The sequence below is a fragment of the Gordonia sp. NPDC003504 genome (assembly GCF_053587995.1).
Genome location: NZ_JBSFPC010000001.1, coordinates 346,245 through 364,661, shown reverse-complemented (window position 1 = coordinate 364,661; position 18,417 = coordinate 346,245). Strand labels below are relative to the sequence as shown.

Annotated in this window: 14 protein-coding genes and 1 pseudogene; 13 read left to right on the top strand and 2 right to left on the bottom strand. The window is 58.8% G+C overall.

The window, feature by feature from the left end; translation table 11 throughout:
• Positions 1-198 precede the first annotated feature (198 nt).
• The 6 genes and pseudogenes from ACWDPV_RS01620 to ACWDPV_RS01595 all read left to right on the top strand — a co-directional run.
• Complete coding sequence (locus ACWDPV_RS01620; RefSeq protein WP_449741495.1) at positions 199-1,356, top strand: glycosyltransferase; 1,158 nt, start codon at positions 199-201, stop codon at positions 1,354-1,356.
• Positions 1,353-1,982, top strand: coding sequence for an acyltransferase (locus ACWDPV_RS01615; protein WP_449741494.1), 630 nt, complete (start codon positions 1,353-1,355; stop codon positions 1,980-1,982). The genes ACWDPV_RS01620 and ACWDPV_RS01615 overlap by 4 nt, the downstream gene beginning before the upstream one ends.
• A gap of 10 nt (positions 1,983-1,992) precedes the next feature.
• On the top strand, positions 1,993-3,108 hold the full coding sequence (locus ACWDPV_RS01610) for a glycosyltransferase (protein WP_449741493.1): 1,116 nt from the start codon (positions 1,993-1,995) through the stop codon (positions 3,106-3,108).
• Positions 3,105-4,364, top strand: a complete 1,260-nt coding sequence (locus tag ACWDPV_RS01605; protein ID WP_449741492.1) for a lipopolysaccharide biosynthesis protein — start codon at positions 3,105-3,107, stop codon at positions 4,362-4,364. Before ACWDPV_RS01610 ends, ACWDPV_RS01605 begins: the two co-directional genes overlap by 4 nt.
• A 1-nt stretch (position 4,365) precedes the next feature.
• Entirely contained in the window at positions 4,366-5,496 is a 1,131-nt protein-coding gene (locus ACWDPV_RS01600; protein ID WP_449741491.1) for a glycosyltransferase, read from the top strand.
• An 88-nt stretch (positions 5,497-5,584) separates the two neighbouring features.
• Positions 5,585-6,235 (top strand): annotated as a pseudogene (locus ACWDPV_RS01595) (sugar nucleotidyltransferase); the annotation flags it as partial.
• A gap of 12 nt (positions 6,236-6,247) precedes the next feature.
• On the opposite strand, the gene ACWDPV_RS01590 reads toward ACWDPV_RS01595, so the two are convergent.
• On the bottom strand, positions 6,248-6,658 hold the full coding sequence (locus tag ACWDPV_RS01590; protein WP_449741490.1) for a hypothetical protein: 411 nt from the start codon (positions 6,656-6,658) through the stop codon (positions 6,248-6,250).
• Positions 6,659-6,688: 30 nt separating this feature from the next.
• A complete protein-coding gene (locus ACWDPV_RS01585; protein WP_449741876.1) occupies positions 6,689-6,937 on the bottom strand; it encodes a TetR/AcrR family transcriptional regulator in 249 nt (82 codons plus the stop codon).
• Between the two features lie 596 nt (positions 6,938-7,533).
• On the opposite strand from ACWDPV_RS01585, the gene ACWDPV_RS01580 reads away from it, so the two are divergent.
• From ACWDPV_RS01580 to ACWDPV_RS01550, 7 genes are all read left to right on the top strand, one after another.
• Positions 7,534-9,039, top strand: coding sequence for a sugar transferase (locus tag ACWDPV_RS01580; protein ID WP_449741489.1), 1,506 nt, complete (start codon positions 7,534-7,536; stop codon positions 9,037-9,039).
• Complete coding sequence (locus ACWDPV_RS01575) at positions 9,039-10,340, top strand: UDP-glucose dehydrogenase family protein (protein WP_449741488.1); 1,302 nt, start codon at positions 9,039-9,041, stop codon at positions 10,338-10,340. The genes ACWDPV_RS01580 and ACWDPV_RS01575 overlap by 1 nt, the downstream gene beginning before the upstream one ends.
• Before the next feature lie 517 nt (positions 10,341-10,857).
• Positions 10,858-11,460 carry a glycosyltransferase gene (locus ACWDPV_RS01570; RefSeq protein WP_449741487.1) on the top strand — a complete coding sequence of 201 codons (603 nt, stop codon included), beginning with the start codon at positions 10,858-10,860 and terminating at the stop codon, positions 11,458-11,460.
• A gap of 29 nt (positions 11,461-11,489) precedes the next feature.
• On the top strand, positions 11,490-12,620 hold the full coding sequence (locus tag ACWDPV_RS01565; protein WP_449741486.1) for a glycosyltransferase family 4 protein: 1,131 nt from the start codon (positions 11,490-11,492) through the stop codon (positions 12,618-12,620).
• Between the two features lie 1,312 nt (positions 12,621-13,932).
• Positions 13,933-15,330, top strand: a complete 1,398-nt coding sequence (locus ACWDPV_RS01560) for an O-antigen ligase family protein (protein WP_449741485.1) — start codon at positions 13,933-13,935, stop codon at positions 15,328-15,330.
• On the top strand, positions 15,245-16,387 hold the full coding sequence (locus ACWDPV_RS01555) for a glycosyltransferase family 4 protein (protein WP_449741484.1): 1,143 nt from the start codon (positions 15,245-15,247) through the stop codon (positions 16,385-16,387). The genes ACWDPV_RS01560 and ACWDPV_RS01555 overlap by 86 nt, the downstream gene beginning before the upstream one ends.
• Positions 16,388-17,842 (top strand): polysaccharide biosynthesis tyrosine autokinase, encoded by a 1,455-nt coding sequence (locus ACWDPV_RS01550; protein ID WP_449741483.1) that lies wholly within the window; start codon positions 16,388-16,390, stop codon positions 17,840-17,842.
• Positions 17,843-18,417: the final 575 nt, after the last annotated feature.

Genomic DNA, 18,417 nt, shown 5'->3' with positions numbered 1-18,417 from the left:
CTGTCACATGTCTTTCGGGATGCCGAACGGGCGTGGCGGTGTTAGCGTTCTGCTGTCGCCGCAACGGTAGCGTCCACTGCCGTGCAGGCGATCATGTTCTCTCGGTAAAGGCGTCTCGTCGATGACGGGACGGCGGTAGTCCGCGACTTCGCGGCATCCTCACGACGGTGGGGCATTGTTGTCAGAGAGGGATTGTGAATGCCTGCCACAACCACACGTGCGCGCCCGAAAATCGCCATCGCACATGACTACCTGACGCAGCGCGGAGGTGCGGAGAAGGTCGTCCTATCGCTCAGCCGTGCTTTCCCCGAGGCCGAGATCCATACGCTGCTCTATGAACCGGATCAGACGTATCCGGAGTTCGCAAGCAAGGTGATCGTGACCTCGCCGGTTAACAGAATCGGGTTCCTGCGTGAGAATCACCGTGCGGCACTTCCGGTGTTGCCGTTTGCCGCATCTCGCATGACGATCGACGCCGACATCGTGATCGCCAGCTCGAGTGGCTGGGCGCACGGTTTCACCACCACGGGCCGCAAGATCGTCTACTGCTACTCGCCGGCCCGCTGGCTGTATCAGACCGACGTGTACCTCGGCGAGAGTTCCAGCACCGCCAAACGCTTCGCGATGAGCGTGATGGGCAACGGGCTCAAGCGGTGGGATCGTCAGGCGGCGTACACCTGCGACCGGTATCTGGCGATCTCCAACGCCGTGCGTGACCGCATCCGCGCCACCTACGGACTCGAGTCGACGGTGGTCCCCGCGCCGGTGACCGAACCCGAGACCATCAGCAATGCGGTGGCTCCGGATGAATCCCTCCACGGGCAGCCGTACTTTCTGTGCATCTCGCGTCTGCTCTCCTACAAGAACGTCGACAAGGTGATCGACGCGTTCCGCGGCACCGACAAGCAACTGGTGGTGGTGGGCCGGGGCCCCGAACTCCCCGTTCTGCGGGCGTCCTGCCCATCGAATGTGATGATGCTGCAGGATCTCTCGGACGCCGAGATGGCCTGGCTGTATCAGCACTGTACCGCGGTGGTGGCCGCCAGTTACGAAGATTACGGGCTCACGCCGCTGGAAGGCGGAATGTATGGAAAGCCCTGTGCTGTCCTGCGGTGGGGAGGCTTCCTCGATACCGTTGTCGAAGGCATCAACGGTGAATTCTTCGACGAGCCCACCCCCGGTGAGATCCGGCGGACGGTGGAGCAGGTGGCCTCCATGACGTGGGATGCCGATGCCATCCGGCATCACGTCCACAAGTTCGACGAGCGCGCCTTCATCGACGAGATTCGCCGACGCGTCCGCGACGTCGAGGTCGAACCGCCACGTGCCACGTCATCGACAAGGGAGACAGTGTGAGTGACAACGGACCTGCGAGCGCCCCGGCGTCGGTGACGGTGCCGCAACGCAGTGATTTCGTCCCGCGGTACTCGTTCAACGAGATCTCGACGATCGCCAAGGCCAAGAACCGCATCGGGATCCTGTTGTACAACAACCTGATCACGTTCATCCCGTCGCACACCATCCGGCAGGGGTTCCTGCGGTTGTTCGGCGCGAAGATCGGCAAGGACACCTCCATCCTGCGGGGATGTCAGGTCTTCGACATCGATCAGATACGCATCGGTGAGGCATGCTCGATCGGGTTTCGTGTGCTCTTCGACGCCCGTTCGGGGATCTGCATCGGCGACAACGTGGTGATCGCCAGCGACACCCAGATCATCGCAGGCAAACATGACCCGGCCAGCCCCGACTTCGCTCCGGTCATCGAACCGGTCTATATCGGCGACTATGTGTGGATCGCCAGTCGCGCAACGATTGTCAGTGGCGTCAGCATCGGACGAGGGGCGGTGGTGGCCGCGTGCGCGATGGTCGGCAAGGATGTCGCCGACCTCGACATCGTCGGTGGTGTACCCGCGCGCGTGATCTCCAAACGGCCGGAATCCGCGCTGCGCTACCGGCCGAAGTACCGGCCGCTGTTCTACTGAGGCGATGTCGATGGCAGACCCGGCAGATCTGCGGGTGATCCACATCGCACCGGATGCGGAGTTCGGTGGTGTGGGTTCGTTCGCTGACCGATTCGGCCGGACCATCCGTCCGCACGTTGCCGAGTTCATCGAGATCCGGCACGGCGGCCCGGGCTCGGATCGGGTGAGCGATCTGCGTCGGCGGCGACGCGAGCTACTCGAGCTGATCGAGAGCTCGCCGCGGCCCACCGTGGTGCACGTCGAAGTGTCTGGTGGATCGGTGGAATCCTTCTGGCCCACAGTGGGTGTGGAGGATCATGGGTCGGTGCTGGTGTCGGCGACGGTGCATGACCCGCCGGGACTGGTGTGGTGGCCGGCGCGAACGAGATTCCTCCAGCGTCGGCGCGTACTCAACCACGGCCTGCACTTTCCCGTGCGAGCCGTGTCGCGGGCGGTGGAGAAACGGGTGTTCGGCCAGCGAATGCTGTTCGCCACCAGTGACATCGGTGCGGAGTCCCTGCGTTCCCGCTATCCGGGAGCCGAGGTGTATGTGGCGCCCCTACCGGCCCGCGGGTTGCCGACGATGCCGCCCGCGACCGAGCGTCCGCGGGCGGTCGGTCTGTTCGGTCTGGTATACCGCGGCAAGGGTTTCGAGCATGTGGAGAAGCTGCGTGAGCACCTTCCCGAGGACATCGCCATCCGCATCGCCGGCCGCGGTACCGAGAATCTGCCGAGGCGCGCGGGTATCGAGATCCTGGGTGGCCTCGACGACGGCGAGCTCGCCGACTTCTTCTCCTCGATCCGCGCGCTGGTGGTGCCCTATGGAGATCGTAGCCCGTACGGCACCGCGTACCCGTCCTCGGGAGTGGTGGCCGACGCGATTACCTATCTGACGCCCATCGTCACCACCGGGCACGGTGCCCTTCGGGAGTTGACCGCCGAAGGCGGTGTTGCCGCAATCGATCCCGATACTGGTGTTGACGACACTGCGGCGGCCCTGGCGCGCTGCGTCGTCGAATCCATCGACGATCCCGACCAACTCGCCGTGCTGGCAGCGGCCCTGACGGATATGCGCAAGATCCGTGAACCCGAGACCGTGGCACACACCTACCTCTCGGCCTGGGCGGCGGGCGTGGCGTGCGCATGAGAAGCACTCCGCCGGACACCGAGCAGACCGGAACCGGAACGGTCCCGGACGAGTCGTCGGTTGCCGGACCCGACGGTCGGCGCAACGTCATCAAGGCCGGGGTTGCCGCGTTGTGGGCGTACGGTGGACGAGCCGCAGGACTGCTGTGGACGATCATCGTGGTGGCGCACCTGGGCGTCGGGTCGTACGGCCAGTACGCGATGGGCTTCGCGCTCGGTGCGATCATCGCTGCGCCGCTGGATAATCCGTTCAACGTCCGCGCGATCCGCGAATCCTACGATCGCTTTCTCAGCGAACGCGCCACCCGCAGCCTGCTGGGCATCACGTTGATGCTCGCGGGTGCGGCGTGTGTCCCGTTCTCTTACCTGGCGTGGTTCGCGTTGGCGGTCGGCGGCGGTGAGATCGCGTTCAATGCGGTCAAGAGCGGTGCCCTCCGTGACGGGCATCCGGACCGGGTGATGCGGCTGGACACGATCCGTCAAGGATCGAGCATCGCACTCGGTGCCGGATACCTACTTCTGGCGCCGCAGCCCGGCCTCGAGATCGCCAGCGCGCTGTATGCGGCGCCGTATGTGATTGTGGCGCTGTGGAGTACGCGTCTGGTTGTCGGGCACCGGTTGGGAATTCCCGGCAATCCCCGCCTGATCGCCCTCCTCTTCTCCGAGCACCTCGCGAACGCCGCGTACATGCAGGGCGACATCCTGCTCTTGGGTGCACTCACCGACAGCGACATCGCCGGCTACTACGCGATCGCCAGCACGGTGGGATGGGCTGCGGCGCAATTGGGAATGGCCCTGGGCAACACCTACCACGAGCCGCTACGCGCGGCGGGTGGCGCACTGGAGGCCGGGCCACCGCGATCACACATCGCCGGCGTCGCCGCACTGACCTCCGGCTCGGTGATGGCGGCGGGACTGATCCTGTTGGCCTTCCCGGTCTCGGAGCAACTCGCCTGGTCGTTGGTCATCATCGGGGTGTTCGTCGCGATGCGGGTGGTCAACTTCGTCCTGATGACGGTGCTCTATGTGCAGCGACGTGACCTCGTGCGCAGTGCTGCGGCCGCCGTCCTCGCACCGATCAAGCTGCTGTTGGTGTTCGCTCTGGCCGGCTGGGGATCGATCGGTGCGTGCGTCGCATCGGTGGTGACCGACGCCGTGCTGTTGGTGATCTACCTGGCGGCGGTGCGCCGCCCCCTCCCGGCGGTACCGAGCGAGCCGGATATGGCCGTGAATCATGCTGCGGGACTGAAGGAGTGAGATGACCTCGGTGACCTTCCTGCTGTCCAAGGACCCCGAACACGAACACGGCGGTGACATCGCCCTGTCCCGGGTCGTCATGGACATCGCCCGGGAGAACTTCGACGTTCGCGCGGTGTGCCTATCCGGTCACGGGGTGGGACCGAACGCGGACGGTACGCTGACACGGGTCGCCAAACCCGCGGTGAGCGCGCGTTCTCTGGCGTGGTCGAGCCTCGTCAGGCGACGCAGCCTCTGCCACGTCCGCTACGACGTCGACGATCTTGTCGATGCGGTGAACGCGACGTCAAGCGACATCTTCTTTGCCGAGCATTCCTATATGGCCGAAGCGTTTCTCCGCTCACGCCACCGCGGCCAGGCACCCTTTGTGATCAACACTGTCAACCCGGAGTCGTCGGTGTGGAAGCTGACCCGCGGAACACTGGGGCGCATCGAGGCTCCCCGCATCGTGGCTGACGAACTACGCGTTGCGCGTGAAGCCGACGCGTTGGGCGGCTACGACCTGGAGGAGGCACAGTACTACCGCGCGCACGGAGTCCCGGGCGCGCGCTGGATCGACCTGACACTGCCGCCGGGACAACCCGCCTACCTGCAAATGGCGCCGCCGCGACTGGTGTTCATGGGCACCCGGGGGTGGCCCCCGAACCAGGAGGCCTTCCTGGAGGCGCTACGCCTGTGGCCCGAGATCTCGAAAGGCATTGCGGGGGCTGAACTCTGCGTCATCGGCGCCGCCAAGTACGGCGCCACCCCGCCGCCGCTGCCGGACGGTGTCCGCGATCTGGGCTTCGTCGACGACATCTCGGCATTGCTCAGTACCTGCCGTGCGTTGATTGCGCCTGTCCGGACCGGGGGTGGTGTGCGAGTGAAGCTGCTTGATTCGGCCAGCATCGGGCTGCCGGTGGTTGGCACCTCCGCAGCCATCGGCTCATTGGGGCCGGTGTTCGGCATGACACCGTATGACGACGATGCCGAATTCGTCGCACGTTGCCGCGAATTTCTTCTCGACGCCGACCTTGCCACCAAAGAAGGTCAACGACTGTACGACGCGAATGCCGCTCGTTGGCAGGATCGCGTTCCGCACCGGGCGGTGGAGGGCCTGATTCGTCGAGAGGCGCCGTCGGCGAGTCATTGATGGCGGGTTCGAGGGAAGCCACGGGTCCAGCCTGATATCGGCCAACTCTGTGGCGCCATCAGCCTCAGGTGATGAGTACCAGATCTCCCACCACATCTCTTACGTGCAGCAGCAGTCGCTGGACAGTCTCGCCCAGGCGTTTGTGCTCGGCGCGAATCAAATCGGGGACGACTCCGTATCACTTGTTTTGGGCGACAACATCTTCTACAGACCGGCCTGGGGACGCAGTTAGCTGGATTTGACGCACTCGACGGCGGGGCAGTGTTCGCCTACTGGGTTGCCAACCCGCACGCTTGCGGGGTTGTCGAGTTTGACGAAGCAGGTACGGCTGTCTCGTTTGAGGAGAAGCCCACAGCACCGAAGTCCCACTATGCGGTCCCCGGCCTGTACTTCTACGACAACGACGTCGTCGAGATCGCCAAGAATCTTCGACCCAGCGCGCGTGGAGAGTTCGAGATCACCGACGTGAACATCGAAGACATGACGCAGGGCAGACTGGCGGTGCGGGAGCTGCCGCGAGGCACGGCTTGGCTGGACACCGGAACCTTCGATTCGCTGCTCGACGCCGGCAACTTTGTCCGAACTGTTGAGCAGCGCCAGCGGACTCAAGATTGCGGTGCCTGAAGAGATTGCCTGGCGTCAAGGATTCATCGGTGACGACGAGTTGGTAGCGCGAGCCGAGAAGCTGAGTAAATCCGGATACGGGGACTACCTGATGCAGTTGCTCGCTCGGGGATAGAGCCAGCTCTTCTCAGCTTACTTGCGAACTCGGTCCCGCCGCCAGGATAGTGCCGTCGATCAACGCTGCCACGTGTGGCCCAATGGTGAACTGCGCGTGAAATTCCGGCCACCGGGATGCAAACTGACGGATCGTGGAGAACTCGTCGGTCGTCCACGGCTCGGATGGCGGGAGAACCAACGGCTCAGCGGGCGCGGCGCGGACGTTCTGGCCCCACTGGAGCTCGCCACACACGAGAAACCAGGTGGAGCGCCACAACCCAAAGGCACAGTCCGGTGCGATCCCCGCCTCGAGTGCCGCGCTTAGAAACGACTCGGCCAGTACCAGTGGGGGTGGGCCGACACTGGTTCCCGCGCGGAGAACGGCACTCATCCAGGGGATCTCGCCGAGACAGCGATAGGTCTCCAAGGTCTGCGCGATCATCCGCTCTCGCGGGGAGCCGACGTGAACAGGTCAGTTGATGCGGTTGCCGGTCTCCGCGACCACCAGGGACAACAGCGCAGCCTTGTTGGGGACGTAGTAGTAGAGGGTCATCGGGCCGACGCCCAGGTCGCTGGCCAGGGCCCTCATGCTCAGCGCGTCCACACCGTCACGTTCGAGAATTCTGATCGCTGCATCTACGATCTCGGTGCGCCGCGGCGATAAGTGTGCTGACACAACGACTAGCTTTGCCGATCGACATCGTGAGCGCCACCCAGACATCTCCGCGATGCCGGAACGACGCCCGGTGTACACCGTCAGGGTCGTCGAGCAGCGGCAACTTTCGCGAGGGGCCGGTAACGACGCCGTAAAATAGTGGGCTGCAACACATGTAAATCGCGTATAAGATTCGCGATAGCGAATTCGGTGGAACATCGAAGAATTCGGTGTCGTACGTTCGGACGAATTCTTGCTCGGCAGAGTGGGTCGGTCATGTTTCTGGCACATCTACCGCGGGTTGCCCACGTCGGAGAACTCTGAGTTCGAGCGCAGCGTCTGATTTCGATCAACTCGAAAGCTGTTGTCTAACAGTGTCTAACGTGTCAAGTGCTGGTGTTGTCGTACGGACGGATGAAATCATCCAAAGTTGCGAGAATAGCTCGCTTGCCGAATTGTGCGCCGGTCGAAGCGCCGATAGAATCAGTCTTCGTACACGTCCGACGCCCTCCTTGGGCAATTGTTCATTCGCATCAGATTGTGTCCGACAGTGCATCGCCGCATGGCGGGCTGTTGGGTGCGCGCCACATGTCCTGGACAGCAGAGGGAGGAGTCGCGGTGTACGCTTCAGCTCTCATCGGTTCAACTCTTCGGGGGAAGTTGTGACCGCAGATCCAGACGATTGCGGCGTTGGTGAGCGGCTCGCTGCCGCGGCCGATCCGGCGCACGATCGACAAGCAACACCGTGGGCTCGCTCTTATCTCAATGCACTGGCGTGGAGCGACGGCCTCATCGTCGCGTGCGCGGTGGCCATCGCACAGGTTGTCCGCTTTGGCTCTGACGATCCGCTGCAACCGAACGGCAAGTTTGGCGTGCCGGCGCTGATCGTGTCGGTGCTGTTGTACCTTGCTTGGCTGGCTGCTCTACGCGCCTTTCAAACACTCGACCGCCGGGTGATCGGCTCCGGTCCAGAGGAATACAGCCGCATGGTCACGGCATGTCTGTCGGTCTTCGGTGTCCTCGCCATGCTGGACCTACTGTTCCGACTCAACATCGCCCGCGGATTCCTGCTGATTGCTTTGCCGCTCGGGACACTGGGACTATTACTGGAACGCTGGATGTGGCGTCGGCGTCTGATACGGCAGCGCGAACGCGCACGCAATCTTGACACACTCCTCGTTGTCGGTGGGCTCGAGGCATCCGCACCACTGGTGAAGCGGTTCATCGCCAATCCGGCTCTCGGGTATGACGTTGCCGGAGTGTGTCTGCCGCCTACCCACCGCGGCGCCCCCGGCGAGCTACGCGTAGGGGATCGCATGATTCCGGTGTTTGGTGACTTCGACGACGTACGCGACGCCGTGGTCCACACCGGGGCGACCACTGTAGCTGTCACCAGCAGCGAAGCTCTCGGACACCAAGCGATGCAGGACCTTTCCTGGGATCTCGAAGGCATGAACGTGGCGATGCTGGTATCCCCCGGTGTCACCGATGTCGCGGGACCTCGGATGCTGGTTCGTCCGGTTGCAGGCTTGCCCCTCCTGCATATCGACAAGCCGCGGTACGAGGGCGCCAACCGCTTCCGCAAAGCGGCGGTGGACAGGGTCGGAGCGCTGCTCGGAATCCTGGCCACCTTGCCGCTCATGATCGGCGTGGCGATCGCGATCAAGCTAGACTCACGGGGCCCGGTCTTCTACCGGGCGACCCGAATAGGAGCAAACAATCACCCGTTCCGGATGTGGAAGTTCCGGTCGATGGTGCAGGATGCGGACCAACTCCGCGCGACGCTGGCCGATCGCGATGAAGGCGCCGGGGTGCTGTTTAAGATGCGTGAGGACCCGCGCGTCACGCGGGTAGGGAAGTTAATCCGGCGGTACAGCCTCGATGAGTTACCACAGCTGTTCAACGTCATCGCTGGAAGCATGAGTCTCGTCGGACCACGGCCTCCGCTGCCGGCAGAAGTCGAGCAGTATGACGGCCGGGTCGCCCGCCGCATGCTCGTCAAGCCGGGTGTCACCGGGCTGTGGCAGGTCTCGGGTAGGTCAGATCTGAGTTGGGAAGAATCCGTGCGGCTGGACCTTTCGTATGTTGAGAACTGGTCGATTATGCAGGATGTTGTGATCCTGTGGCGCACGGCTAAGGCCGTGGTGAAGAAGGATGGAGCTTACTGATGAGGTTGGTCGTGATTGGGCTTGGATACCTCGGAGCCACCCACGCGGCATGCATGGCGGAGATAGGGCATGAGGTCCTCGGCGTCGAAGTTGCAACCGAAAAGCGTGAAGCACTCGCCCGAGGAGAAGTGCCATTCTACGAGCCAGGGCTACCAGAGCTCCTAAAGAAGCACATTGACTCGGGGAGCTTAACTGTAACCGACTCCTACTCCGATGCCGCTGAATACGCAGACGTCTTCTTCATCGCAGTCGGAACACCACAGAAGAGGGGAGATAATAGCGCCGACCTAACGTATGTTGACAGTGTGGTCGAGGAGCTTATACCGCTCCTAGAACGGGACGCGCTCATATTGGGCAAGTCGACTGTCCCGGTCGGAACAACGCAGCGTCTTTCGAAGCGGGTTGAGCAACTATCACCTGCAGTGAAGGTTGAAATCGCATGGAACCCCGAATTTCTCCGCGAAGGACATGCCGTCCACGACACGTTGCATCCCGACCGACTCGTACTCGGGGCGTTTCGTGGGGGCGTGGCAGAGGAGGTATGTCGAGAAGTCTATGACAAAATCCTGGACGACTCGACACCTTTCATCATTACTGACCCTCCAACCTCCGAACTAGTGAAAACCTCCGCAAATGCGTTTCTAGCAACCAAGATCTCCTTCATTAATGCAATTGCCGAAGTATGTGACGCAGCAGGCGCTGACGTTCAGGCTATAGCGGACGCAATTGGATATGACGCACGAATCGGAAGACGGTACCTAAATGCAGGCCTAGGCTTCGGGGGAGGTTGCCTACCGAAGGATATCCGAGCATTCATGGCGCGAGCGGGGGAACTCGGCGCATCGGAGGCGCTATCGTTTCTACGCGAGGTCGACAACGTGAATATGCGACGTAGGACTAGGATGGTCGATCTGGCACGTGAGAAGGCTGGCGGGTCGCTGCTCGGAGCTCGAGTGGCCGTTCTAGGAGCAGCTTTCAAACCCAATTCAGATGACGTTCGCGATTCGCCAGCACTCAATGTCGCAGGGCAGATACAACTCCAGGGTGCATCGGTAACGGTGTACGACCCGAAGGCAATGGACAACTGCAAGCAGCAATTCCCGACGTTGGCATACGCGGATAGTGCCGTTCTGGCATGCGAATCGGCCGACGTTACTCTGGTACTAACCGAGTGGGAAGAATTTGTAAATCTCCCACCGTCGAAGATAAGCCAAGTCGTTTCACGACGGACTATAATTGATGGCCGAATGTGCTTGAATCGCGAGATCTGGCGGAACGATGGGTGGGACTACTATGCATAGAGAAACGTCGGAGCAGTTGAAGCAGACCATACCCACAGGCTTCGGCGATTATACGGTCGTGCATGACTTTGCGTACGTTTACGGGGGCGCAGAACTCGTAACACATTCGCTCGCCCAAGACGCGCTCCCAAAGTCCGCGGTAGCATATCTGGCAGGCCACTCAGGCATTGCGAAGCAGATGCATCGAGAAGCGCAAAGATTACTCCCGAGCTTCGTTACCCAAAAAAACTACCGGGAACTATCACCGATATATCCACTTTTGATCCAAACAAGGAGACCACACGAAGGCAATATCGTTGCGTCTTCATACGGATTCTCACACCACATCAGGGCCACCGGTCGAAAGATCGTTTATTGCCATAGTCCACTTCGGCAGGTTTGGAGTGGACGAGAAACCTACGCCCGACACTACAATTGGGCTCGCGCTATCGGGCTCCAATCGCTGGCAGGATATCTTCGAAGACAAGATATACGCGCCGCCGCGAGTGCTGATCTGTATATCGCTACCAGTCGCGCGGTGCGCGATCGTATCGCAAGGTACTACGGAGCTAAAGATATTCCAATAGTCGCGCCGCCTCTTACTCTCAATCCAAGCAGCGAAACAATGCGTATAGCTACTTCCGATAGGTGCGGCCTTGTGTGGGTGGGAAGAATAGTCGAACCATATAAGCGCCTTGAGCTACTTCTTGAAGCCATGCGCCTACTACCGCAAGAGACGCTAACCGTAATCGGGGACGGTCCGGACCGCGAACGGCTGGAAAGTCGAGCTCCCACCAACGTCATCTTTAAAGGATGGGTTCCGCGAACTGAAATCTGGGGTTATTACTCCGCTGCCCAGCTACTGGTATTTCCAGGTGAGGACGACTTCGGTATAACACCGATAGAGTCAATGTCGTGTGGAACGCCAGTCGTCGCGTATAGGGCTGGAGGCGCGAAAGATACAGTAGTTGAGGGATTCAATGGAAATTTCTTTGATGAGCCCCAACCTGAAGATCTGTCGCACAGTATAAAGAACGCACTGACCGAAGTTTGGGACGCCGACGCCATCGCGAACTCGGCAAAGACGGCGTACGGGACGGAGCGATTCGTGGCTGAGGTGCGGGAGGCGATTTCATTATGAGAATTGTCGTCGTTAATCACTGCGCGCAGATGTCAGGAGCCGAGATAGCTCTGTTGAAAACCCTGCGAAATCTAAAATCCGACAGGATACTTGTTATCCTGGGTGAGGATGGCCCTCTCGTACAGGCGCTAAGGACAGAAGAGATCGACGTCCAGGTGAGGCCGATGGATCGCTCCGTGCTGAACGTACGTCGCGACAAGATCTCGTTCGGCCGCAGAGAAATAAGGCAAATGGGGTCCTCGGTGAAGTACGGATTCCGTCTCAGAAGGACAATCTTAGAAGCCGCCCCGGATGTGGTGGTCTCCAACTCAATGAAAGCACACGTTGCGTGTGCAATTAGTCTGACTTGGATCAAGATACCCTATATCGCGCACGTTCGCGATCACGTCGATTACAACACCATGTCAACCTATGCAGTGATGCTAATGCGAGCAATTGTAGGCGCAGCCGCTTGGGGAACGATATCGAATTCAAAATCCACAAAGATGTCGATACCGGACAAGGCCCGTAGCGTCGTAATACCCTCGCCGATAACGTTTCCGCCAGCAGTATCGCTCTACATAGCGCAGGCTTCGCCGTTGTTTGTGTGCGTAGGACGCATCGCTGAGTGGAAGGGACAACATATCGCAATAGAAGCTCTACGCATTCTACGATCCCGTGGCGTGAACGGGAGACTGAGGATCGTCGGCGCGGCTCTATTTGGCGAGACGGACTATGAGGAGAAACTGAAGTCATTGGTCCAACAATACGACTTGAACAATTCGGTTCAGTTTGTAGGACATGTGCAAGACGTATATAACCAGCTCGAAGGTGCCGCAGGCTTGGTTCATTGCTCAACTATACCGGAACCTTTTGGGCAGGTCGTGGTGCAGGGCATGGCGGCGGGGATTCCAGTAATAGCAGCCAACGAGGGCGGTCCAGCCGAGACAGTTACACACGGTAAAGACGGGCTTCTGTACGAACCTCGTAATCCAGTAGCGTTAGCTGACGCGATGCAGGAGATCATTGACGACAGCGGTAGCGCCCGCGCCATGGGCGAGCAGGCGAGAAAGACAGCTGAATCGTACACTGAGAAAGTTGTCGCCAAAAGATATCAGAATTTCTTAGCCACGATGGCAACTCCGGGTGGCCGTAGAGCATTGAGCCGACGGAAAGCATAGCGGAACCGCAGCCGATGTTGCGACAGAAGAGTGGTCAGCACCGCGACACGATAATCACACTGGCATCGAGTGCGCTGGTTACGTTATCGACGTTCGCTGTGGGAGTTCTTACCGCCCGCCTGTTGATGGTCGATGACCGTGGGCATTACACCACGGTAGGATCGATCGTCGCAGTTCTCGCTGCCGCCAGCACCGCGGGTTCGGCTGAACTAATCGCGCTGCGTACGCAATCGCAGGTTGCGACCTCGTTGAATAGGTCGTGGCCATGGATATACAGCGCTATTGCCGCGTCGGCTTCGTCGGTTGTTGTGTACTTCGCGCTTATTGCCACACACCGCGTCCCCGGACTTCTGGCGGCAGGCTACTCGGCGCTATTGATGCTATCTGGATTTATAGGGCCGCTCACAATCTTCACTCTGGTTGGCGAGCGAAAGGCGTTCCACGCCGGCGTTGTGAGAGCGATACCGCCGATATCGCAGCTTCTACTTCTGGTGTTGGTCGCCGGGTTCGTTAACACTACGGTGACTCTCGTATTTGGGACCCTCGTGGCGGGGAGCGTGTTGGCATCGGTATACGGCTTAGCTGCCATCCGAATATGGACAATGATTCCCAAGCGCGTCCGGCTGATCGATAGCCATGTCGTCCACTCGGGACAGATACGCAACTTCTGGCTCACCCGAGGGAGATCCTGGAGACGCGGCTTCCAAGACGCGAAGGACAAGACGACGCAAACGCTACTTCTGGGTATGCCGCAGATCGTCAGGATTGGACTAAGTCGTGTGGACATTTTCATCGTTGCGAGTGTCCTCGGGGCGTACTCGGTGGGTATTTACGCGATCGCCAACGGCATCGCGCAGGCTGCGGTGTCCGTATGCGCCGCGTTGGCTCCTGTGGTTCTGACTCGTACCCGGCAAGAGTCCAGATCTTTATATGTAAGTATCGCACTTTGTACGATAGTGGCGGTGATCGGAATTGCTCTTACTGGTCCGGTCGTTATTAGGCTGGCCTACGGCGACGCGTACGCTGGCGCTTCAAGATTAGTGCCAGCATTCGCTATCTTCGCGGGCGCGACAATACTCGGTGATCTACTTTTAAGGATTCATCAAAAGGATGGACGAGCGAAATTTGCGTCTGCGGTGACACTCGTCTGTGCTGCCGCATACATTCCGATATCTATCTCGCTAGCAGTATCGCGCGGGTTGGAGGGTGCCGCGTGGGCTGCAGCCATCGCACCCTGCATTATGTCAGGCATCCTATTGTATAGCTTACTGAAATCTAGCGTCCTGAAACAGCGTTTGAATCGGGGTGCGAGATGACTGTCAAATCACAGGAACCCGTAGCGGCGGGGATTCGAAGACGGCTGGAGGTAAAACGTAAACAGGGATGGTTGAGTGCCGCCACTTTTGTTAGTGACAAGGGCCTCGTTTCTTTGGTCACCGCAACCGCCCCAATTGGCTATCTGCCACTTGAGACTGGTCTTGGATCGATTCCATTGGCGACAATTCATGCGCTGCTGACTGTTTGGGTTGGGATTCGTCTCCGCGTGTTTAGATCAGCGTTAGCGAGTTATGAGGTACTGACCTGCACACTTTGCGCCTGGATAGTAGCCAGGCTGGTTGGAGTGGAGATGTTTTTTGGTGGCGTCTCCCAGCCATCAATAGTGGCGGTTCGATTGATCTCGATATTCGGGGCCAGCCTAATCGCGGCTCGTATCTGCTCTACGCCATCTTTTAGAGAATCCGCTCTGAGGGGCTTGGCAATCGGCGCCCTGATAGTAGCGGCTTATACGTCGTTTCAGTTAATGGCAGGTTTGACTTACCTGCAGTCGACAGGATATCGTGTTCCGAGGTTTCGATTCTATACAGAGGCGGGGGACTTCCGTCCAGTTGGCAGTTTCTTTTCTCCTACAGTTTTGGGAGCCTACGCGGCAATAGTCTCCAGCGCTCTGATTTGGCAGATTGGAAGAAGTCGTTGGCTCATATCTGCAGGTGCATTGAGCTCAATCTTCATTCTTCTGTCGACGCAAACGCGTGCGGCGTGGATAGCATTTGCAGTTGCGAGTGTGGTTGCATCTGCGATATTGGTGAGACGCTCGAAGAGGGCGCGTGCAGTGGTCGGGAAGTTTCTACTCCCAGGCATCATTGGATTCGTAGTCGTAGGGATAGCGTACATTCCACGTGCTACTGCGTATTTTGATGACCTATCGAGAAGTCGAACTAACTCGAATCTCTACCGGACCGAAATCTGGACCGCAACTATACGTGCGATTCTCAGTAAACCTCTATCCGGCTATGGTAGGGACACGTTCAAGGCCGTTATTCCCTCGTATGCACCGGAACGCATAGCGGAGCTGGGCCATGCGCACAACAACTTCTTACAGGTTTGGTTTACGCTGGGGTTTGTTGGATTTATGGCTTTTCTGAGCTTGATTGCGTGTTTGCTATGGTCCTCATTTGAGGCCGCGCACGCGGATGTCGGGGTTCGTCTCGCACGATCTCTTGTTGCGCTAGGTGGATGTGCCGGAGTCGTGGCTTTCACGGTGGATAGCTTCTTTGAGACTACGTGGACCAGTTACGGCGTTGTAGTCACTATGTTCATAGTATTCGCGCTATCTCAGGAGCGCGGTGATCCGCAATTCAATGCAGCGAAGGTTCAAGCGCTTGGTGGAAACCTTGGCAGCGCTGGTCGCGTTCCCGCTGTTGATCAATAGAGGTGTGAAGGATGAAATGCGTATGAAGATCGTTCATTTAGCTCCCAGATTTTTCTCGAGTGGGCGTAAGGGCGGCGCTGAACGGTACGTGGAGGAACTAGCTCTCGCCCAGCGAGACGCGGGGTCCGACGTCGTTGGTATAGCGATCGACGACTATCGGAGGTTGTTTATCTCGCATTTCGATTCTACTGGCTTGGAGCGGATTCGATTTGGGTCGCTGCGTGCGATACTGCGATCTGCAGACATTCTTCATCTTCATCAGATGAATACATTTAGTTTTGACGTGGGGATCGTAGCCTCCATAGGGATAGACACCCCGGTTGTACTTACCGACCATGGCGGCGGTCGGCTGGCCATTGGACGGGCGTTTGGCTCGTGGAGACTGCGCCCCATTGACGCGCTGGCCCCTGTCTCTGAGTGGAGCCGACGCGATATCGATTCCGGTGGAGTTGTGAAAGAATCGAGGGTTCTCTATGGGGGCGGTGATCACCTAAGGATGCACGGTGACTCTGACTCGAGTCTATTCGATCGATTTCCGGCGGGTTTTGATTTTCTCTGTGTTGGACGCCGGTTTCCCTATAAGGGATTTCACGTGGCTATCGATGCTCTGCCGGCGGGTAAGACTATGGTGGTCGCTGGGCGACCATATGATGCTCAGTACCAAGAACTCCTCGAGTCGAAGGCTGCCGGAAAGCGTGTCATTTTCCTAGATGAGGTTTCGGAAATGGATTTAGCGGCATTATATGCCTTGGCAGGTTGCACGGTTCTGCCGTCGGTTTATCAATTTGGCGATTCACGATTTACTCGACCCGAGTTGTTGGGTATCGTTGCGCTTGAAAGTCTGTTCTTTAAGACCCCTGTTATTGGTTCCGCCGTTGGCGGACTGACAGAGATACTTGAGAAGGGTGGACAGCCCTCTTTTACTCCCGGCGACGTCGATCAGTTGTCGGATATAATGGGCGGCATTGCTCATGATGTGGACGAAAACCTTGTGAGAGAATTTACATGGTCTGCTACCGCAGGTCGTGCAGCCGAGATTTACGAACGGATTATGTAGATGTCCACGTCCGCAAAGCAAGTCAGCGAGAGACGAATGATCCCCAATTTTTACACAGATGGTGATTCGCCAGGTTTGATGTCTTCGATGAGGAGCACATGCATTTCGCTCGCGAAGTATTGGTGGATGTTGGCGTTGAGCGTGCTAGTCGCGCTCTGCTTTGCGGTAATCTACACCTTGTCGGTGACCCCAGAGTACGGCGCGACCGCATCGCTCTACGTGACGTCTAGCTCCGGTGATAATTCACAAGCAGCTTACCAGGGGAGCTTGGCTTCGCAGATGCGCGTGAGTTCGTATTCGGAATTGGCTGACTCAGATGCTGTGCTCGCTCGTGCCATTCAGCTTTCGGGGCTGGATATTTCCGTAGACGACGCCCGTGAGAGTGTTTCGTCGCGCGCATCGGTTGATACTGCGTTATTCGAAGTTACGGCTCAGGCGACTGACCCAGTGTCGGCAGTGAAGTTGGTGGATGGAGTGTCTCGCTCGATAACGGAGTATGTTTCGGCGTTGGAGACACCCGCCGGTGGTGGAGTTCCGTTGGCTAAAGTGACCGTGGTGTCTCCCGCGGCGGCGAGTAACGGTGCGATTAGTCCGAGAGTAAAGGAGACGGTGCTTGTCGCAGCGTTCGTAGGCCTGTTTCTGGGTGTCGCAATTGCCCTTGGGTATTCGCGGTTAGTCCGGAGAGTTTCCGGCTATACCGAATTGTCCGCGGAAGTTGGACTTCCGCTTCTCAGTAGTATTCCCACTAACGCGAACGGATCGGTTTTAGAGAGATGGACTGTCGCGGGTCGCGAGTCGTCTTCTGTGGTCGAAGCGTATCGAAGGCTACGGCTCGCCCTTCGATACTCGGAGTTTCCCGGCGATTCTCGCAGTCTACTTATTACTAGTGCCTCGGCGGACGATGGAAAGTCGACCACTTCCGCGAATCTGAGTGTTTGTCTCGCGCAAGAAGGCTTCAAAGTACTTTTAATAGATTGCGATCTAAGGCGGGGTAAGCTTCCCGGAGCCTTTGGCGTTTCCGCTGCCTTCGGTGTCATTGATCTAGTCCAGGGGTTGGCCGATCGTTCTGATGTTCTTCAGCATACCTCAATTGACGGTCTTGATATTTTGGCCGGTGGAGAGTGTCCGCCTGATCCTCTGGCGGCCTTAAGTTCGCAGAAATTCTCCGAGTGCTTGCGGGAATTTTCAATTGAATACGATTGGGTAATCGTCGATTCGCCACCGCTGGGTTCTGTCGCAGATAGTCTGGCGCTGGCCCCCCTGTGTGACGGTGTGTTGTTGGTAGTGCGCGATGGCCGTACTCGTTACGCCGACGTGCGTTCGTCAGCGCGAGATATTTTCGCAGTTGGTGCGAATCTACTAGGTGTGCTATTGAATGATTCCAAATTGCGCGCGGGTTATTACGGTTACGATGTGTACAACTCGACCTCGGTCCGGGATTCCGGCGCTGGCTAGCGCTGCTTGGCCGGATTGTCGGGTTCATGAAACTCGTTTGTTTGCAAGGTGTCGTCTGCCCAAGACTGGTGTGTCTGCTGCTGCTACGGGCTCGCAGGCGGCGTCTGAACGGGTGACTAACCGTGAGGAGGCGATCGGCTTCGTGGGCGCTGAACGATTGGTGGAGACGTGTTCGAACAGTGGCGGCGGGTCGGTTGGTGGTGTGGTGGCTGCAGAGCGAGGGTTCGATGTTGCCGCTTCGAAGCCGTCGGTTTGTGGCGTTACCTCTGGCCGCTTGGTGCTGATGTCCAGATTCGGTGCGACATTCGGAAATTGTGGTTTTCACAGCGGTGTCCCTAGCATTTGTGCCATGTTGGTGTACCAGGCAACTGCAGTGCTTTCCGGCCGCGAGTCGCGCTTGTTGCCTCGGGCCAGGGTAGCGAGGTTATGCTGTTTTTTGAGCTTCCTCGCGATTGGCGGTGTCAGGCGTTTCGTGTTTGTGGATGCGTCTCTTGTCGCTCACATGTGGTACAAGCGACAGTGCTGCTCCCCTAGTAAGTCCTGGTTTGTGTATGCGATCACCGGGATTGCAGCGC

Excerpts from the sequence above, each read along its gene's own strand:
- ACWDPV_RS01620 (WP_449741495.1), top strand. The coding sequence starts at position 199 with ATGCCTGCCACAACCACACGTGCGCGCCCGAAAATCGCCATCGCACAT.
- ACWDPV_RS01610 (WP_449741493.1), top strand. The coding sequence starts at position 1,993 with ATGGCAGACCCGGCAGATCTGCGGGTGATCCACATCGCACCGGATGCG.
- ACWDPV_RS01605 (WP_449741492.1), top strand. The coding sequence starts at position 3,105 with ATGAGAAGCACTCCGCCGGACACCGAGCAGACCGGAACCGGAACGGTC.
- ACWDPV_RS01600 (WP_449741491.1), top strand. The coding sequence starts at position 4,366 with ATGACCTCGGTGACCTTCCTGCTGTCCAAGGACCCCGAACACGAACAC.
- ACWDPV_RS01590 (WP_449741490.1), bottom strand. The coding sequence starts at position 6,658 with ATGATCGCGCAGACCTTGGAGACCTATCGCTGTCTCGGCGAGATCCCC.
- ACWDPV_RS01585 (WP_449741876.1), bottom strand. The coding sequence starts at position 6,937 with ATGTCTGGGTGGCGCTCACGATGTCGATCGGCAAAGCTAGTCGTTGTG.
- ACWDPV_RS01575 (WP_449741488.1), top strand. The coding sequence starts at position 9,039 with ATGAGGTTGGTCGTGATTGGGCTTGGATACCTCGGAGCCACCCACGCG.
- ACWDPV_RS01565 (WP_449741486.1), top strand. The coding sequence starts at position 11,490 with ATGTCAGGAGCCGAGATAGCTCTGTTGAAAACCCTGCGAAATCTAAAA.
- ACWDPV_RS01560 (WP_449741485.1), top strand. The coding sequence starts at position 13,933 with ATGACTGTCAAATCACAGGAACCCGTAGCGGCGGGGATTCGAAGACGG.
- ACWDPV_RS01550 (WP_449741483.1), top strand. The coding sequence starts at position 16,388 with ATGTCCACGTCCGCAAAGCAAGTCAGCGAGAGACGAATGATCCCCAAT.